16 protein-coding genes and 1 riboswitch are annotated in these 15,745 nt (G+C 69.8%); of the genes, 12 read left to right on the top strand and 4 right to left on the bottom strand.

What is annotated here, in order from left to right:
- Positions 1 to 2: 2 nt before the first annotated feature.
- Complete coding sequence (locus LEL84_RS05995; RefSeq protein WP_065630046.1) at positions 3 to 614, bottom strand: heme-copper oxidase subunit III; 612 nt, start codon at positions 612 to 614, stop codon at positions 3 to 5.
- 153 nt (positions 615 to 767) lie between these two features.
- Between LEL84_RS05995 and LEL84_RS05990 the strand changes: the two genes are divergently transcribed.
- Together LEL84_RS05990 and trpD are read left to right on the top strand one after the other, a co-directional pair.
- On the top strand, positions 768 to 1,253 hold the full coding sequence (locus LEL84_RS05990; protein ID WP_226513555.1) for a hypothetical protein: 486 nt from the start codon (positions 768 to 770) through the stop codon (positions 1,251 to 1,253).
- Positions 1,254 to 1,274: 21 nt separating this feature from the next.
- The gene (gene trpD, locus LEL84_RS05985) at positions 1,275 to 2,345 is read left to right on the top strand and encodes an anthranilate phosphoribosyltransferase (RefSeq protein ID WP_226513554.1); all 1,071 of its coding nucleotides are present in this window, start codon (positions 1,275 to 1,277) and stop codon (positions 2,343 to 2,345) included.
- Between the two features lie 46 nt (positions 2,346 to 2,391).
- Here the strand turns inward: trpD and LEL84_RS05980 are convergent, their stop codons facing one another.
- Both LEL84_RS05980 and LEL84_RS05975 read right to left on the bottom strand, forming a co-directional pair.
- Positions 2,392 to 2,670 carry an Lrp/AsnC family transcriptional regulator gene (locus tag LEL84_RS05980; RefSeq protein WP_058253073.1) on the bottom strand — a complete coding sequence of 93 codons (279 nt, stop codon included), beginning with the start codon at positions 2,668 to 2,670 and terminating at the stop codon, positions 2,392 to 2,394.
- 26 nt (positions 2,671 to 2,696) lie between these two features.
- Positions 2,697 to 4,529 carry a DEDD exonuclease domain-containing protein gene (locus LEL84_RS05975; protein ID WP_388028113.1) on the bottom strand — a complete coding sequence of 611 codons (1,833 nt, stop codon included), beginning with the start codon at positions 4,527 to 4,529 and terminating at the stop codon, positions 2,697 to 2,699.
- A gap of 245 nt (positions 4,530 to 4,774) precedes the next feature.
- Here LEL84_RS05975 and LEL84_RS05970 point away from each other — a divergent pair, with 245 nt between their 5' ends.
- From LEL84_RS05970 to LEL84_RS05950, 5 genes are all read left to right on the top strand, one after another.
- Positions 4,775 to 5,005, top strand: coding sequence for a hypothetical protein (locus tag LEL84_RS05970; protein WP_223259021.1), 231 nt, complete (start codon positions 4,775 to 4,777; stop codon positions 5,003 to 5,005).
- Between the two features lie 107 nt (positions 5,006 to 5,112).
- Positions 5,113 to 5,345, top strand: a riboswitch (cyclic di-AMP (ydaO/yuaA leader).
- Between the two features lie 16 nt (positions 5,346 to 5,361).
- Positions 5,362 to 6,048 carry a C40 family peptidase gene (locus tag LEL84_RS05965; RefSeq protein WP_068972088.1) on the top strand — a complete coding sequence of 229 codons (687 nt, stop codon included), beginning with the start codon at positions 5,362 to 5,364 and terminating at the stop codon, positions 6,046 to 6,048.
- Positions 6,049 to 6,278: 230 nt separating this feature from the next.
- Complete coding sequence (locus LEL84_RS05960) at positions 6,279 to 7,316, top strand: NlpC/P60 family protein (protein ID WP_068972099.1); 1,038 nt, start codon at positions 6,279 to 6,281, stop codon at positions 7,314 to 7,316.
- An 8-nt stretch (positions 7,317 to 7,324) separates the two neighbouring features.
- Positions 7,325 to 8,722 carry a hypothetical protein gene (locus tag LEL84_RS05955; RefSeq protein ID WP_226513552.1) on the top strand — a complete coding sequence of 466 codons (1,398 nt, stop codon included), beginning with the start codon at positions 7,325 to 7,327 and terminating at the stop codon, positions 8,720 to 8,722.
- Positions 8,722 to 9,846, top strand: a complete 1,125-nt coding sequence (locus tag LEL84_RS05950; protein WP_165629895.1) for a glycosyltransferase family 4 protein — start codon at positions 8,722 to 8,724, stop codon at positions 9,844 to 9,846. Before LEL84_RS05955 ends, LEL84_RS05950 begins: the two co-directional genes overlap by 1 nt.
- Before the next feature lie 25 nt (positions 9,847 to 9,871).
- Here LEL84_RS05950 and LEL84_RS05945 read toward each other — a convergent pair whose 3' ends face one another.
- A complete protein-coding gene (locus tag LEL84_RS05945) occupies positions 9,872 to 11,680 on the bottom strand; it encodes an AMP-dependent synthetase/ligase (protein WP_226513551.1) in 1,809 nt (602 codons plus the stop codon).
- A gap of 108 nt (positions 11,681 to 11,788) precedes the next feature.
- Between LEL84_RS05945 and LEL84_RS05940 the strand changes: the two genes are divergently transcribed.
- The 5 genes from LEL84_RS05940 to LEL84_RS05920 all read left to right on the top strand — a co-directional run bounded on the left by LEL84_RS05940 (position 11,789) and on the right by LEL84_RS05920 (position 15,621).
- A complete protein-coding gene (locus LEL84_RS05940; protein ID WP_065630040.1) occupies positions 11,789 to 12,220 on the top strand; it encodes a hypothetical protein in 432 nt (143 codons plus the stop codon).
- Positions 12,220 to 12,657 carry an SRPBCC family protein gene (locus tag LEL84_RS05935; protein WP_165629898.1) on the top strand — a complete coding sequence of 146 codons (438 nt, stop codon included), beginning with the start codon at positions 12,220 to 12,222 and terminating at the stop codon, positions 12,655 to 12,657. Before LEL84_RS05940 ends, LEL84_RS05935 begins: the two co-directional genes overlap by 1 nt.
- Before the next feature lie 20 nt (positions 12,658 to 12,677).
- Complete coding sequence (locus LEL84_RS05930; protein WP_226514258.1) at positions 12,678 to 13,907, top strand: ArsA-related P-loop ATPase; 1,230 nt, start codon at positions 12,678 to 12,680, stop codon at positions 13,905 to 13,907.
- Positions 13,908 to 14,107: 200 nt separating this feature from the next.
- Positions 14,108 to 14,614 carry a hypothetical protein gene (locus LEL84_RS05925; RefSeq protein WP_159371059.1) on the top strand — a complete coding sequence of 169 codons (507 nt, stop codon included), beginning with the start codon at positions 14,108 to 14,110 and terminating at the stop codon, positions 14,612 to 14,614.
- Entirely contained in the window at positions 14,614 to 15,621 is a 1,008-nt protein-coding gene (locus tag LEL84_RS05920) for an ROK family protein (RefSeq protein WP_058253064.1), read from the top strand. Before LEL84_RS05925 ends, LEL84_RS05920 begins: the two co-directional genes overlap by 1 nt.
- The last annotated feature ends 124 nt before the right edge of the window (positions 15,622 to 15,745 follow it).

Below are 15,745 nucleotides of genomic sequence, written 5' to 3'. Positions count from 1 at the left end.
CGTCATCGGATGAAGTAGATCGTGACGAACAGCCCGATCCACACGATGTCGACGAAATGCCAGTAGTAGGAGACGACGATCGCGGCGGTTGCCTGCGCCGGCGTGAACTTCGACAGCTTGGTCCGGATGAGCAGATACACGAACGCGATCAGACCGCCGATCACGTGGAGGCCGTGGAACCCGGTCGTCATGTAGAAGACCGAGCCGTACGCATCCGACGCGAGGGTCGTGCCGTGGCCGACCAGCACGGTGTACTCGTACGCCTGCCCGATCACGAAGATCGTTCCCATGATGAGGGTGATGACGTACCAGCGGCGGAGGCCGAAGACGTCACCGCGCTCGGCGGCGAAGACACCCATCTGGCACGTCACCGACGACAGGATGAGAATCGTCGTCACCGGGATGGCGAGGGCGAGATTCAGCTCGGTCGGTGGCGGCGGCCAGCCGACGGCGGAGTTGGCACGGGCGACGAAATACATCGCGAAGAGGCCAGCGAAGAACATGAGCTCACTGGACAGCCACACGATCGTGCCGACGCTGACCATGTTGGGCCGGTTCAGCGAGTGCACGCGCGAGGTGATGGCTGTTCCTGAGGTACCTACAGCGCTTGTCACAAGTGAAGTATGACGGTTCGTAGTAAGCCGTGGCCACCCGGGTCGGAAATTGCCCCCGACTATTTCTCTCGTCGCAGGTCCGGGCCCGAATCGGGTGACCCTCGGCGTGTCCGGGAAGGGTGTGGCGGACGCCCGGCTCGCTACCGTGTGTTCATGTCCAGTTCGGCGCCGCCCGGCCCCCGTGATCTCAACGGCCGAGTCGTCGAGCAGGGTCGCCTGGCGCGGCTCCGCTCACGGCTGCGCCCGCGTGCCGGCGCCGGTCCGCTGACGCTGCATGAGCGGGTGGAGGTGGTGGCCCGTTCCGACGACGATGCCATCGCGAGTTCGGTGGCGCTCGACGCGTCGTCGTGGCGAGCCGCGGACGAGGTGATCCTCCGGCATGTCGTCGAGGTGCCCCCCGACCGGCGGGCCGCCGCGGCCGCGGTGGCCGCGCTCGACGGTTACGAGTCCGTCGACGACGAACGCTGGGGGCCGAGGCCGGCGCCGCGCGACGATCGGCTCGTGGTCCTGGTCCTGGCGCGGGTCCAGCTGCTCGACGCGATGCATCTGTCGCAGGAACGGTCCCGGATGGCGAGCCTCAGTTCGCGGCACGGCGGATTCGCACGCGAGTGGGCCGTCCTCCAGCGTCCGCCGCTCTGAACACGAATATGCTGACTCCCCGTGAGCACCGCACAGTCTGACTTCAGCTGGCCGCAGATCCTCGGCAAGATCATCGATCGCCTCGACCTCAGCGCCGACGAGGCGGCGTGGGCGATGAACGAGATCATGACCGACAGTGCGACCGGAGCCCAGATCGCCGCGTTCGGCGTCGGCGTGAAGATGAAGGGTGCCGCACCGGCGGAGCTCCTCGGGTTGTCCCGCGCGATGCTCGACCACGCGACGCTCGTGGACGTCACTCGCCCGGCCGTCGACGTCGTGGGGACCGGCGGCGACCGGTCGCACACGGTGAACATCTCCACGATGACGTCGATCGTGATCGCCGCGTCGGGCGTCGCGGTGGTCAAGCACGGCAACCGTGCGGCGTCGTCGAAGAGCGGCGGTGCCGACGTGCTGGAGGCGCTCGGTGTCGACATCTCCCTCGATGCCGCCGCAGTCGCGCAGTGCGTGTCGGAACTCGGGATCGGCTTCTGCTTCGCGCCGGTGTTCCATCCGGCCTTCCGCTTCACCGGTCCGCCGCGCAAGGAGATCGGCATCCCGACGGTCTTCAACGTGCTGGGGCCGCTGACCAACCCGGCGACACCCAGCCGGGGGCTGATCGGCTGCGCCTTCGCGGACCTCGCGCCGGTTCTGGCGCGGGCCTTCGCCGAGCGCGGCGGCTCCGCGCTGGTGGTCCGCGGCGACGACGGTCTCGACGAACTGACGACCACCACCACGTCGACGGTCTGGCAGGTCGTCGCCGGGCAGGTGAACGAACTCACCGTCGACCCGACGGAGCTGGGGATCGCGCGCGTGGAACTCTCCGCCCTGCAGGGGGGAGACGCGACGGTCAACGCCGCGATCGCCCGTGAGTTGCTGGCCGGGACCACGGGCCCGGTCCGGGACGCGGTGCTGCTGAACTCGGCCGGGGCCATCGTCGCGTTCGAGCAGGAGGCGCCGATGAGCTCGGCGGAACTGACCGATGCCCTCGGCGCCGCGAAGGAGCGGGCGGCCGATGCGATCGACAACGGTGCCGCCGCCGACCTGCTGCAGCGGTGGGCCGAGCTCAGCGGCCGGCTCGCCGCGCCCGCCTGACGGTCACGCTGCCCCGAAATCCTTGTGGGGCGCAGTGTTCGGCGGGTCAGTTCTCGCCGATGGAGAAACCACCCTCGACGTCGGAGCTGGAGTAACTGCGGAACGCGATGTGTGTCGCGCTCTTGAGAACCCCGGGTAGCCGGTTGATCTGGCCGGTGACGACCGTCGCGATCTGTTCGTGGTCACGGACCCGGATCTTCGCGATCAGATCGACGTCGCCCGCACAGGAGTACACCTCTTCGACCCCGGGGATGTCGGCGACGGCCTGGGCGGTCTCCGGGATCCGGTGGATGTCGGCCTGGATGAGGACGATGGCGGTGATCATGTCGCCAGCCTAGTGGTGCGTGGCCCTCAGCTCGCCTGCCGTGTGCGAGAGTCGGCGACGGGTCTGGCCGCACGTGCGTCGTGCGCCGACTGCGACCACCCGAGCCGGCGTTCGGCGGAGCCGGCGGGCAGGGCGACCGGCTCACTCGTCGACACGATGCGCGCGCCCGGTTCGGTCATCCAGCGGTACACGAGGCCGACCTCCTCGGCCGGCGCGCCCCGCAGCGGACCGGGGCCCGGTAACACGGTCTCCGCGGCCGCGACGAGCGCGTCGACGACGGGCATGGGCGAGACTCCGCGTCGAGCGCGCCCGGCGGCGGCGAGCCGTCCGTACCGGATGACCGCGAACTGCCAGCCGCGTTCACCGTCGGGCCGGGCGACCACGATCTCGGCGATCGCGCACAGCGCGGCCAGTCGCTGGCAGCGGGCGAGGGCGTCGATCGTGAGCGCGAGACGGTCCCGATGCCGCGCCGCGGTCTCGAACATGTGGGCCTGGGCAAGGTCGGTGAGGCGCGCGGTGAGGCCGTCGAGGAGCTCGTCGGCCTCACCTCGCATGAGCCGGCGGGCCGCGGTGACCCGGGGAGAGTAGTCCGGCACCGTCTGCGGCTGCGCCGTGGCCGCCCGGCAGGACCCCGGCCGCCGCCTCCCATCGGCCTCGGGACACCAGTGGTAACCCGTCGCGCCGAGCCGTGTCGTGCACGTGCGCAGACCGGCGGCCGCCGAGATCACGTCGGCGACCGTCGCCGCGTTGTTGCGGTTGCCCACCGGGCCGATCGACTCGTCGGTGGGTGTTCGGCTGACCTTGAGCCGGGGGAAGCGTTCCTCGGTCAGGGTCACCCACCAACCCTTGTGCGGCTGGGTCGATCGTCGGTTGTACGCCGGTGCGTGCGCGCCGAGGAGCCGGAGTTCGCGGACGGCGGCCTCCAGGGCGTGGGAACACTCCACGACGTCGACCCGTTGGGCGAGGAGCACCATCTCCGCGATGCGGCGGCGCGGGTCGTTGCCACTGAAGTACGACCGGACCCGGCGGCGGAGGTCCACCGCGGTGCCCACGTAGAGGACCTCGTTCGACGGGCCGCGGAACAGGTACACCCCGGGACGGGCCGGGACATGGTCGGCGAGTGCGCGTTTGGCGCGCAGGCGCGGGTCGGTCTTCGGGAGATACGACGTCAGGTCGCCGACTGTCGCGATGCCCTGATTGCCGACGCGCTCGAGGAGCCGGTGGAAGACCTCCACCGTGGCGCGCGCATCGTCGAGCGCCCGGTGGGTGGGCCGCACGGAGACGTCGAACAGGTCGGCGAGCGCGCTGAGCTTGACCGTCGGCGCCTCGTCACGGCTGAGGATGCGCCGGGCCATGGTCACCGTGCACAGGCTGAGGCTGAACGTCCACGGCAGGTGGAGCCGGATCGCGTTCTGCCGGAGGAAACCCATGTCGAAACGAGCGTTGTGGGCCACCAGGATCGAGCCGCGGGCGAACTCGAAGAACGACGGCAGCACCGACTCGATCCGGGGGGCGTCGGTCAGCATCGCGGTGGTGATGCCGGTGAGGGTCACGATCTGCGGGGGGATCGGCCGGCCGGGGTCGACCAGCGTGGCGAACTCGCCGACCACCTCGCCGCCGCGGATCTTGACCGCGCCGATCTCGGTGATCCGGTCGCGGACCGGGTCTGACCCGGTGGTCTCGAGGTCGACGACGACGAGGGTCGTCTCGAAGAGCGACCGGTCGCTGAACTCGTTCGACGTCTCACCCGTGGCCCCCTGGTCGGCGGCCTCCAGGTCGGCGAAGGTGAGCTGCCCCGCGGGCGAGCCGTCCACGCTGGTCTGCGTCACCCGGCGAACACTAGTTCGATCCACCGACATCGCGACCGCGACGCTCCGACATCGTGTCGTGTGACCCGTGTGACTGCTGTGTCGATCGCTGTTCGACGGACTTGTCGGTGGGCGCCCCTAGTCTCCACCTGGACGTGAGAAATGCGGTCTTCTCACGGTCACACCGACCCGTAACGGGGCCGACGCGGCCCGCCCTCGCCAGATGAGATGGAGATCACATTATGTACGTCGATTGTGCGCGCTGCCCGGCTCGTCCCGTCGCTTGCGACGGGTGCATGATGACAGTGCTGTTTGGTGGTCCGAGCTGGGACGATATGCCGCACGAAGGTGGAGTTTCGGTAACGGCGGCCACCTCGGACGCGGATGCCGAACTGGACCTCGCCATCGACGTTCTGCAGGCTGCTGCAATGGTGACCAGCGCCGCTGCACGATCTGCAAGATCCGCCAAAACCGCAGTTCAGGTGCCGGATCGACGCGCCTCTGTGACCGTCCTCAGGGCAGGCTGAGAAGCGGCCGAGGTTTGGCTGTCTGTCGCCTGGTGGACAGAGCGCATCCGATTTCGTAACCTTTCTGAGACCTTTGCGGAGCGTCCCGCTTCAACAGAAGTGGTCCGCAGTAGTCACCGCTCAATCGCCCTCGCGGGCGAACCGGGGAACCACAACCTTCGGACGGGCTCGTCGGAGCGCATCACCACTGATGCGACTCGGTCGAAGCCGATCCGAATCGGGGTGAATCGCGTTGCCACGCATGAGTGTCCAGTGGATACCTCATGCGCGAAAAACGTGTAGGGCCACTCTTCCGGCCCGAACCCGACAGCTAACTCGGTCGGCGGTAGAGGAAGATCTGAAGGAGAACTCGCTTCGTGGCCAAACATCGTTTGGAACAGCCCAATCGTGGCAGCACGGTCGCCAAGAAGGCGGTGATCGCTGGATCGATCACACTCGGTTCGCTCGCCGCAGCCGCCGGCCCTGCTCTCGCCGCCCCGGTCCACACCCCGCTGGGCACTTTCGAGATCCCGGCCCTGCCCGGCGCGAAGGCCCCGGAGGCCAAGCCCGCGCCTGAGGCCACGCCGGTGAAGAAGTCGCCCGCCGCCACGGTCGAGATCCCCAACCTGGGGCAGTTCACCGTGCCGGGTATCGCGCCGGAGCAGATCCCGCAGCAGTTCCGCCCGCAGGGTGGCGGCGCGCCCCTGGGCCAGCCGCAGCTGACCGCCGGTCAGAAGGCGGTGAAGGCCGCCGAGAGCAAGATCGGTGCGCCGTACTCCTACGGCTCCGCCGGCCCCAACGCATTCGACTGCTCGGGCCTCGTCTACTGGTCCTACAAGCAGGCCGGCAAGAACATCCCGCGCGACAGCTACGGCCAGCTCGGCGGCGGACGCGCGGTGTCGTACTCCGAGGCCAAGCCCGGCGACGTCATGATCTTCAACGGTGGCGGCCACGCCGGCATCTACGTCGGCAACGGTCAGTTCGTCCACTCGTCCAACTACGGCACGCCGGTCAAGCGCGACGCCGTCAAGGAGTGGACCCTGACGGGCATCCGTCGGTACTGACGACAACTGAACACGAACAGACTGAGCACGAAGGTCTCTGGACGGGCGGATCGCGTGGATTGCGATCCGCCCGAACCAGTCCCGGGGGCCGGTCGGCCGCCTAGGGTGGTCGACGGGACGCGGGGTACGGGTGCAGGGGCCCGGGATGCTCAGGGATCGACGAGCACACACGAGGGAGTGAGTAGACCGTGCTGATCGGGGAGGGGCGTGGTCGCGCGACGCGGCCGAGGATGCGTTCGGGTCCGCTGATGGTGGCGCTCTGTGTCCTGTCGGCGTTCGCCGTTCTGGCACCGACCGTCGCCGGCGGGGTCGGGGACGCCCGTGCGGTGCCCGCGCGCTCGGCCGATCAGCTGCTCGACCGCTACAAGCAACTGGGCATCGACGCGGAGAAGACCACCGAGGCGATGCACAACGCCAAGATCGAGTACGACAAGCAGCGCGGCATCGTGGCGGCGGCCAAAAAAGCCGCGGCCGAGGCGCAGCAGACGCTGGACACCAGCCGCGCCCAGCTCGCCGTGCACCAGAACCGAGTCGACGCGATCGTCCGCGCCAGCTATCAGGGCGCGCGGGTCAGCGGGCTGTACGCCGTGATGGTCAGCGACTCCCCGCAGGCGCTCCTGGACCAGATGTCGGGTCTCGACATGATCTCGCGTCAGGCGTCGGTGGACCTGACCGCGATCAAGAAGGTACGGGCCAGGACCGCCATCGCGAAGAAGGATGCCGAGCGCACGGCGGTGGCCGCCTCCGAGGCGGTCTCCCGCGCCGAACGGGTCCGTGGTGACCTCCAGACGAAGCAAGCCGACCTGCAGCTCCAGGCGATCCAGATCCGGTCGATCTACAAGTCGATGACCGGCAAGCAGTTGGCGGCTCTGCGCGGTCCGACCTTCGACTTCGATCCGCGACTGGTGCCCAAGGGCACCGCCGCCGGACTGATCGCCACCCACGCCGCGCTCACCCGGATCGGTGACCCCTACGTGTGGGGCGCCACCGGACCGAATTCGTTCGACTGCTCGGGACTCATGGTGTGGGCGTTCCGGCAGGCCGGCAAGACGATCCCGCGATCGAGTCAGGCGCAGATGGCCGGCGGTCAGCCGGTCGAGAAGAACGATCTCAAGCCCGGTGACCTGGTCATCTACTATCCCGATGCCCATCACGTCGGTATGTACGTCGGTGACGGCTATGTCATCCACGCCTCGACCTTCGGCGTTCCGGTCAAGGTCGAGCCGCTCGACGAGGCCGGACCGTACAACTCTGCCCGCCGGTTCTAGTCCCACCGGTGACCTCACCGCGCGGGCGCGCCGGCCTCGTCTCGGCCGTGGTCGTTCCGGTCATCGCAGTTGCCACCGCGTGCGGCACGGTCGACGTGCCCGACGGGCCCGGCTCGTCCGCAGCGCCCGTGTCGTCGAGCCCCGCGGTCAACGTCTACGAGCGTGATCGAGCGGCGGGCGTGACGCGATTGCTCGACGCGCTCACCGAAGCGGTGCGTTCCGGGGATGTGCGGGCGATCGGCACCCTCGTCGACACCGCTGCCACCCCGGCGTTCAAGGACAGATTCGTCACGGCCGCCGCGGGTTTCGCGCCCAGCCGGTTCACGCCGCGGAACGGTCGCAGCGGCACCCTGCGGCTCGCACGGTTCGGTTATCAGCTTGCGCCCACCGAAGAGGCGGAGGTGCTCGTACCCGGTGAGTTGCAGGAGCTCCTCGATGCCGGGGGGAGTTCGGACTCGTGGGTCGCTCCGGTGGAGTTGCGCTATGCGCTCGGCGGCGAGGGGGTCCCGGGAGTCGACGAGGCCGAGGTGGTCGTCGGCACCCAGTTCGTGGTCGCCCGCTACGGCGAGGCCTGGCGCCTCGTCGGAGACGCCACGGCCCTGGGAGGAGAACCCGCACCCACTCAGATGTGGGAGCTGCCCGGACTCCAGGTGGCCGACACCGCCACCGCAGGCGGCACGTCGGTGGTCGCCTCGTATCCCCGAACGTCTTCGACGGTGGCGACGCTGCAGCGGGAGCTGCCCGGGGCGGTGGATGCCGTCAGTGACTTCTGGGGCGACGACTGGGATCGCCGCGCCGTCGTGGTCGCCACGGCGACCGACGACGAGTTCGCCGCACTCGTACCCGAGGGCCGAGCGGCGACCGGGACCGCGGCGGCCGCGACCGTGTTCAGCAGCCTCGACCTGGTCCAGCGCACCGCGACCGGACAGCGCATCATCCTGACCCCGGCGGCCCGGGAACTCGCCGCACCGACGCTCGCGGTGGTTCTCCGGCACGAGTTGACCCATGTCGCGGCCCGCGTTCACACCGCGCTCGACGCGCCGCTCTGGATCACCGAGGGCGTGGCCGAATACGTCGGGCGCAAAGGGACTCACACGAGGATCGCGGATGCCGCACCCGACCTGATCGCGTCCGTGCGTGCCGGTCGAGTTCCGACCGGGCCACCCGCCGACACCGACTTCGCGATGGACGGTCAGACTTCACAGGTGGCTTATCAGAGTGCGTGGTCGCTGGCCGCCTACGTCGCCGATCGATTCGACGAGGCGCGGCTGAAGAAGATGTACATGGGGGTCGCGGCGTCGGCCCTGCCCGCGGCGCAGGACACGGCGATCGCCTCGAGTGTCGGGCTGACGCGTGCCGAACTGGTCGCGGGGTGGCAGCGGTGGCTCGAAGTGCAGGCCCGTTGATGTCTCGAACGTTGTTGCTCACCAATGACTTTCCGCCCCGTCCGGGCGGGATCCAGTCCTACCTGCAGAATCTGGTGGACCTGCTGCCGCCGGAGGACGTGGTCGTCTACGCGCCGCGCTGGCGTGGTGACTCGCACGAGAAGTTCGACGCGGCCGCCCCGTATCGGGTGTACCGGCACCCGACGACGCTCATGCTCCCCACCCCGTTCGTGGCGCGGCGTGCCGCGGAGATCGTGCGCCGCGAACAGATCTCGACGGTGTGGTTCGGCGCGGCCGCACCGCTGGCCGTGCTGGCGCCGGCGATGCGTCGCGCGGGCGCCCAGCGGATCATCGCCAGCACGCACGGTCACGAGGTCGGGTGGTCGATGCTGCCGGGCGCGCGGCAGGTGCTCGGGCACATCGGCCGCCACACCGATGTGATCACCTTCGTCAGCCGATACACCCGCGGCCGGTTCGCGTCGGCCTTCGGCGCCCGCGCGGCCCTGGAACACCTGCCCCCCGGCGTCGACACCGAGCGGTTCGCCCCGGATCCGGTGCTGCGACAGCGATTTCGCGAACATCTCGACCTAGGGGAGCGTCCGACGATCCTCTGCCTGTCGCGGCTGGTGCCCCGTAAGGGCCAGGATGTGTTGATCCGCGCCCTGCCGCTGATCCGACGCACCATCCCCGACGCGACGCTGGTCATCGTCGGCGGTGGTCCCTACGGGAAGACCCTGCGCGACCTCGCGGCCGACACGGGCGTGGCCGACCATGTGATCTTCACCGGCTCGGTGCCCGCCGACGACCTCGCGGCGTACCACAACATCGCGGACGTCTTCGCGATGCCGTCCCGGACGAGGGGACGCGGGCTGGACGTCGAAGGCCTGGGGATCGTCTACCTGGAGGCATCGGCGTCGGGCGTGCCCGTGGTCGCCGGGTTGTCCGGTGGGGCGCCGGAGACCATCGAGGAAGGGGTCACCGGCACGGCCGTCGACGGGACCGATGTCGACGCGGTCGCCCTGGCGATCCTGGCGATCCTCGGTGATCGCGCGGCCGCGGCCGAGATGGGCCGGGCCGGACGGCGTTACGTCGTCGAGAACTGGCAGTGGAGCCAGATGGCGGCCCGCCTGCGCCAGTTGCTCTGAGGAGCAACCGGCGCCGGCGGGGAGCTCACCGCTGGTAGATCGCCTCGATGTCGCCGGCGAACTTCTCCACGACGACGTTGCGCTTGACCTTGAGGGTCGGCGTCATCTCGCCGGTTTCCTCGGTGAAGTCGGTCGGCAGGATGCGGAACTTCTTGATGGCCTCTGAATGCGACACCGTCTTGTTGGCGAGGTCGACGGCCGACTGGACCTCGGCGCGCAGGTCGGCGTCGTCGGCGAGGTCCGCGACCGTCGCGGTTGCCGGCTTGCCGGTGCGCTCTTTCCACGCCGGAAACGCCTCCGGATCGATCGTGATCAGGGCGGCCACAAACGGTTTCGCGTCGCCGACGACGGTGGCCTGCGAGATCAGGGCGTTGGCGCGGATGACGTCCTCGAGTCCGGCGGGGGAGACGTTCTTGCCGCCGGCGGTCACGATCAGTTCCTTCTTGCGGCCGGTGATGGTGATGAACCCATCGGCATCCACGGTGCCGAGGTCGCCGGTATGGAACCAGCCGTCGATCACGGCCGATGCGGTGGCCTCCGGGTTCTGCCAGTACTCGGTGAAGACGACACCGCCGTGCAGCAGCACCTCTCCGTCATCGCCGATCCGAACAGCATTGCCCGACAACGGCTTCCCGACACTGCCGATCTTCGACGCCGACGGGGTGTTCACGCTGAAGGCCGCCGTGGTCTCGGTCAGGCCGTACCCCTCGTAGACGGGCACACCGACGCCGGAGAAGAAGTGACCCAGGCGGGCGCCGAGCGGCGCGCCACCGGAGATCGCCATCTGGCACTCGCCACCGAGGGCGGCCCGGAGCTTCTTGTAGACGAGCGCGTCGAAGACGCCGTGCTTGACCTTCAGCGCGAGACCGACCTGCCCCTTCTCCGTCGCCTGCGAGTAGGCGATCGCGGTCTCGGACGCGGCGTCGAAGATCTTTCCCTTGCCGCCGTCGTGGGCCTTCTGCCGGGCGGTGTTGTACACCTTCTCGAACACGCGCGGCACGGACAGGATGAGCGACGGTTTGAAGACGGCGAACTCGTCCACCAGGTTCGGGATGTCGCTCGTGTGTCCCACCTCGATGCCGGCCTCGATGGCGACGAGCGTGATGGCCCGGGCGAGCACGTGGGCGAGGGGAAGGAACATCAGCAGACGCTTCTCGTCGCGGGCGATGACCTGATCGAGGAGGTCGCCGGCGAGGACCGCCCGCACCTCCGACAGCATGTTGGCGTGGGTGAGTTCGCAGCCCTTGGGCCGTCCGGTGGTCCCCGAGGTGTAGATCAGCGTCGCCGGGTCGGCGGCCCTGACGGTGGCCCGGCGGGCCGCGACCTCGTCGTCGTGGACGTCGGCACCGGCGGCGACGAGCTCGCCGACGGCACCCGGCCCGTCGGTGCGGTCGATCTGGAAGACGGTCACCGGCGTGGTCAGGGAGTCGATGGACTCGAACTCGGCGCGATGTCCGTCGTCCTCCAGGACGATCGCGACCGCACCGGAATCCTGCATGATCCATTCGATCTGGCCGGCGGAGGACGAATCGTAGATGGGCACGGTGATCGCGCCCGCGGACCAGATCGCGAAGTCGAAGAGATTCCACTCGAGGCGGGTGCGCGACAGCAGCGCCACCCGGTCCCCGGGGTTGACGCCGGAGGCGATCAGGCCCTTGGTGATGGCGGAGATGCGGGAGGCGGCCTCGGCGGCGGTGACCGGCTCCCACCGGTCGCCCTGCTTGTGGCGGAACACGATGTGCTGCGGTGATCGCTGCGCCAGGCCGAAGATGATGTTCGTGCAGTTCTCGTCGTCGCCGATCGAGAACTTCGCGGGCACGCTGTACTCGCCCATCGTGGTTACCCTTCAGTAGACATCAGTCACCGAATCGTATCCCCGACACGGAATCGGACTCATCGCGACGTCGGTTTCGGGTGCACTACCCTGCGCCGACACGAGTATGTGAAGCTAGTGGGCGTGACGAGCATCCAGGTGGCCGACGAGGTCTTCGTCGCCGCGGCGCCGCCGTTGGCGACCGCCGTGATCGGCGACCCCGCCAACTGGCGCCGGTGGTGGCCGGACCTGCGTCTGGCGGTCACCGAGGACCGGGGCGAGCAGGGCGTGCGCTGGCAGGTCGCGGGTCCGGTGTCGGGGACGATGGAGATCTGGAACGAGGCGGTCCTCGACGGCTTCGTGCTCCACTACTTCCTCCACGCCGAACCCACCGGTCCGCTGCCCGACGACCCCCGCACCCGCGCCGACGTGCTGGCCGAGGAGAACAAGCTGCGCCGCGTGACGGGCAAAGAGGTCTCCTTCGAGGTCAAACGACTGCTGGAGAAGGGCCGCGTCGTCGGTGGTCCCGCCGCCGGTCTTGAGTCGGCCGGGATGCGGTGATGGCCGACCACACCGAACGCGACATCGTCATCGGCGCCGACGCCGACGCCATCCTCGCCGTCATCGCCGACTTCGAGCACTACCCGGAGTGGGTGACCGCCGCCCGCGAGGTCGAGGTGCTGCGCACGGATGAAGCCGGCCGCGCCCTCGAGGTCAGGTTCGTGCTCGACGCCGGTGTCCTCCAGGACACGTATGTGCTTGCCTACGAATGGGATCGGAACGCCCCCGCGGTGTCGTGGCGCCTGGTGTCGAGCGATCTGCAGAAGGATCAGCGCGGACGATACGTGCTGACCCAACAGGTCACGGGATCGACGAAGGTGACCTACGAACTCATGGTCGACCTGCAGGTGCCCATGATCGGCCAGCTGAAGCGGCGAGCCGAGAAGGCGATCACCGATGCCGCGCTGAACGACCTCAAGAAGAGGGTCGAAGGCTGATCGATCTCACACCCATCCACATCGTGCTCGGGCCGGGGGGTTCCGGTGTCTCCGCGGTCGCGGCCGCCGGTGCGACCCAGCGTCCCGGCACCTCCCGGTCGGCCCGGGCCGTGCCCCGGTCGGGCCTGTCGGCAGCCGAATCCGACACGCTCCTCATCACCGTCGACCGCTGGTCGCCGGTTCCCGACTGGGCACGGGTGTACCGCCGGCCCGGCGAGCCCGTCGCGGTGTCCAAATACCTGCACCTGTTGACCCTGGACCGACTGGACCTCACCGAACGCACATGGTCGGCGTTCGTCGAGGTGCTCGAGCACACCGTGAGCCGCAGCAAGACGGTCCTGCCCGGCGTCGGCACCCTGGCCGGGATCGACGCCGCCGAGCTCACCTCGTTGCCCGGGATCGACGACTTCCTGCTCCTGCGCCGTATCCGGGACGAGGCGATCAGCGGCCGGTGGCAGCGGATCGTCGTCGACTGTTCCGGGTGTGGTGACCCACTCCAGTTCCTCCGTGGCGGAGCAGTTCTCAGCCAGGCCCTCAACCGGTTCTGGCCGCGTCACCGACGCCTCGCGATCGCTTCCGAGCGTCCGATGGTCGCGCAATTGACGGCCGCGGTCGACGCCATCGACCGGGACTGCCTCGACATCGCCGAACTGTTCGCCGATCCGCATGCGGTGGCGGTGCACCTCGTTCTCGCCGCCGACGACCGGAGCCGACGACTCACCGGCCACCATCTCGCCGCCGCCGACCTCATGGGCCTGCCGCTGGCCTCGGTCCAGGTCAACGCGGGCGTCGGCGCCGAACCGGCGGCCGAGGTCGCGGACATGGTGCGGGCCGAACTCGCCGGTTCCGACGGTTCGCGTTCCGTCGTCGTCGAGGTGGTCGAGAAATCGCCCGGTGCGATCGATCGCATGGCGCGGCTCCGCAAGCTCTCGGTCTCGTTGCCGGCACCGCACGGCGTCCCCCGGGGTTCGGCCGCGGCCGAGGTCGAGGCGGGCCAGGGGCGCGTGAGCGGCAAGCCGGCCGGTCCGGTGTACCGGTTGTCGTGGCCGCAGCGCCTACCGGAACCGGATTCGCTGGCGCTCGGGCGCAGCGGAGACGACCTCCTGGTGACGATCGCGGGATTCCGCCATCCGGTGCGGCTGCCGTCGGTGCTACGGCGCTGCACGGTCGTCGGCGCCGACTGGGACGGCACGACCCTGGGCATCGGCTTCGTCCCCGATCCGGCGGTGTGGCCCCGGCCGCAGAACTGAACCGGTTCCTCGGCCCGCTACGTCGGCGCCGCGCAGTTCCCGACGGCCAGGTGGGACGGCGATGGTGGAATGATCCCGCCCGGGCGGGGTACGTTCGCCAGACCGCACTGTTCGAGACGGCAGGGTACGGTGCCGATGACCCCGACGACAGACACGCGGGTGGGTGTTCGCGCGGGGCCGGGAGAAGGGGAGAGTTGGCGATGGGCACGGACGACGAGACGTTCCGGCAGGCCGGTGACGGGTCCGCGGACGGGCGTCGCGACGGACCCGCCGATCCGGTGCGCGACCTGCTGCTCGGACTGGCCGCCCAGATCGACCACCTGGCCGCGCTCTTCGCGCCGGCTCCGCAGTCGGCCACCGCCGGTGGTGCGAATGCAACGGGGACGCGCCCCGGTTTCGCCGCTTTCGCCGACGGTGGTCCGCTCGGACATGCGCTCTCCGGGGCGTCGGGGGAGATCACCTCGTTGCTCGCCGAGATCGGCGATCTGGTCGCCCGGCTGATCGCCGCGGTCATCGCCGTACTCGAGGCCATCGCCGAGGCGCTGCGTTCGTCGCCGACCTCATCGGCGTCACCACGCCAGTACGAACCGATCGCGGTGCGATTCAACGGACCGGCCGCCGGGCGCGAGGCCGGCACACCGCGACGCGGTGATGCCTCACGGCGGGCCACGCCGCCCCCCGAACCCGGCCCCGGGCAGGAGAACTGATGGGCGACCTGACGATCGGCATCGACATCGGCGGCACCAGCGTGCGCGCCTCGGTGGTCGACGACCGGGGGACGATGCTCGACACCCTCCGCGCGCAGACCCCGCCGACCGCGGCCGCGCTCGAGCACTGCCTGGACCGGTTGGTCGGCGAACTGACCTCGCGCTGGGACGCGAAGGCCGTCGGGCTCGCGATCGCCGGCTTCCTGACCACCGACCGCAGCATCGTCCGGTTCGCGCCGCATCTGCCCTGGCGCGAGGCGCCGGTCGCCGAGGAGATGACCCGCCGCGTCGGGATCCCGGTCTTCGCCGAACACGACGCCAACGCCGCCGCGGTGGCCGAATGGCGGTTCGGCGCGGCGGCCCGTGGGCACAACACCGTCGTCCTGGCGATCGGGACCGGGATCGGCGCCGGGTTCGTGATCGACGGGGAGATCTACCGCGGAAGTTACGGCGTCGCACCGGAACTCGGACATCTGACGATCGTCCCCGACGGGCGCGCCTGTGCCTGTGGCAAACGCGGCTGCTGGGAGCGGTACTGCAGCGGCACCGCACTCGTGGACACCGTGGTCGAGTTGCTCGCCGACGGCGACTGGGGGCGCAGCCAACTCGCCGCCGATGTCGCCGCGGACCCCGGGTCGCTGACCGGCCGTCGGGTCGCCCGCGCGGCCGCCGACGGGGACGCCGTCGCGCTGGCCGCGTTCGCGCGGTTCGCGACGTCGCTCGGCCAGGGGCTCGCGATGATCGCCGACATCTTCGACCCCGACCTCATCGTCCTGGCCGGCGGCGTCGGCGCGGCGTCGGGGCTGTTCCTCGACGAGGCCCGGGAGCACTACGCCCGCCAGGTCACCGGTGCCGGACACCGTCAGCTCGCGCGTATCCGCGGTACCCAGCTCGGCGAGACCGCCGGCGTCGTGGGCGCGGCCGAGGTTGCGCGACAGGCGATCCGGACGGCCGCACGCCCTCTGGCCGACCCGCACCCCGAGACACGGCCGGTCTCCGGGCTCTGAGTGCTCCCGGCGAGACCCCGAGCGGTCCCGGCCGGACGGTAGAGTGCGACGCGGGTAAGGTCTTGGCGTCGGGACACTCCTCGGTTCCGCGGTCTCCGCGGCGCGGTTGTCCGGCGGTGGTCAT

It is taken from the genome of Gordonia sp. WA4-43 (genome assembly GCF_020520305.1).
Taxonomy (GTDB): domain Bacteria; phylum Actinomycetota; class Actinomycetes; order Mycobacteriales; family Mycobacteriaceae; genus Gordonia; species Gordonia hongkongensis.
The sequence above is the reverse complement of the archived record's forward strand: the minus strand, read 5'-3'. Positions and strand labels throughout refer to the sequence as shown.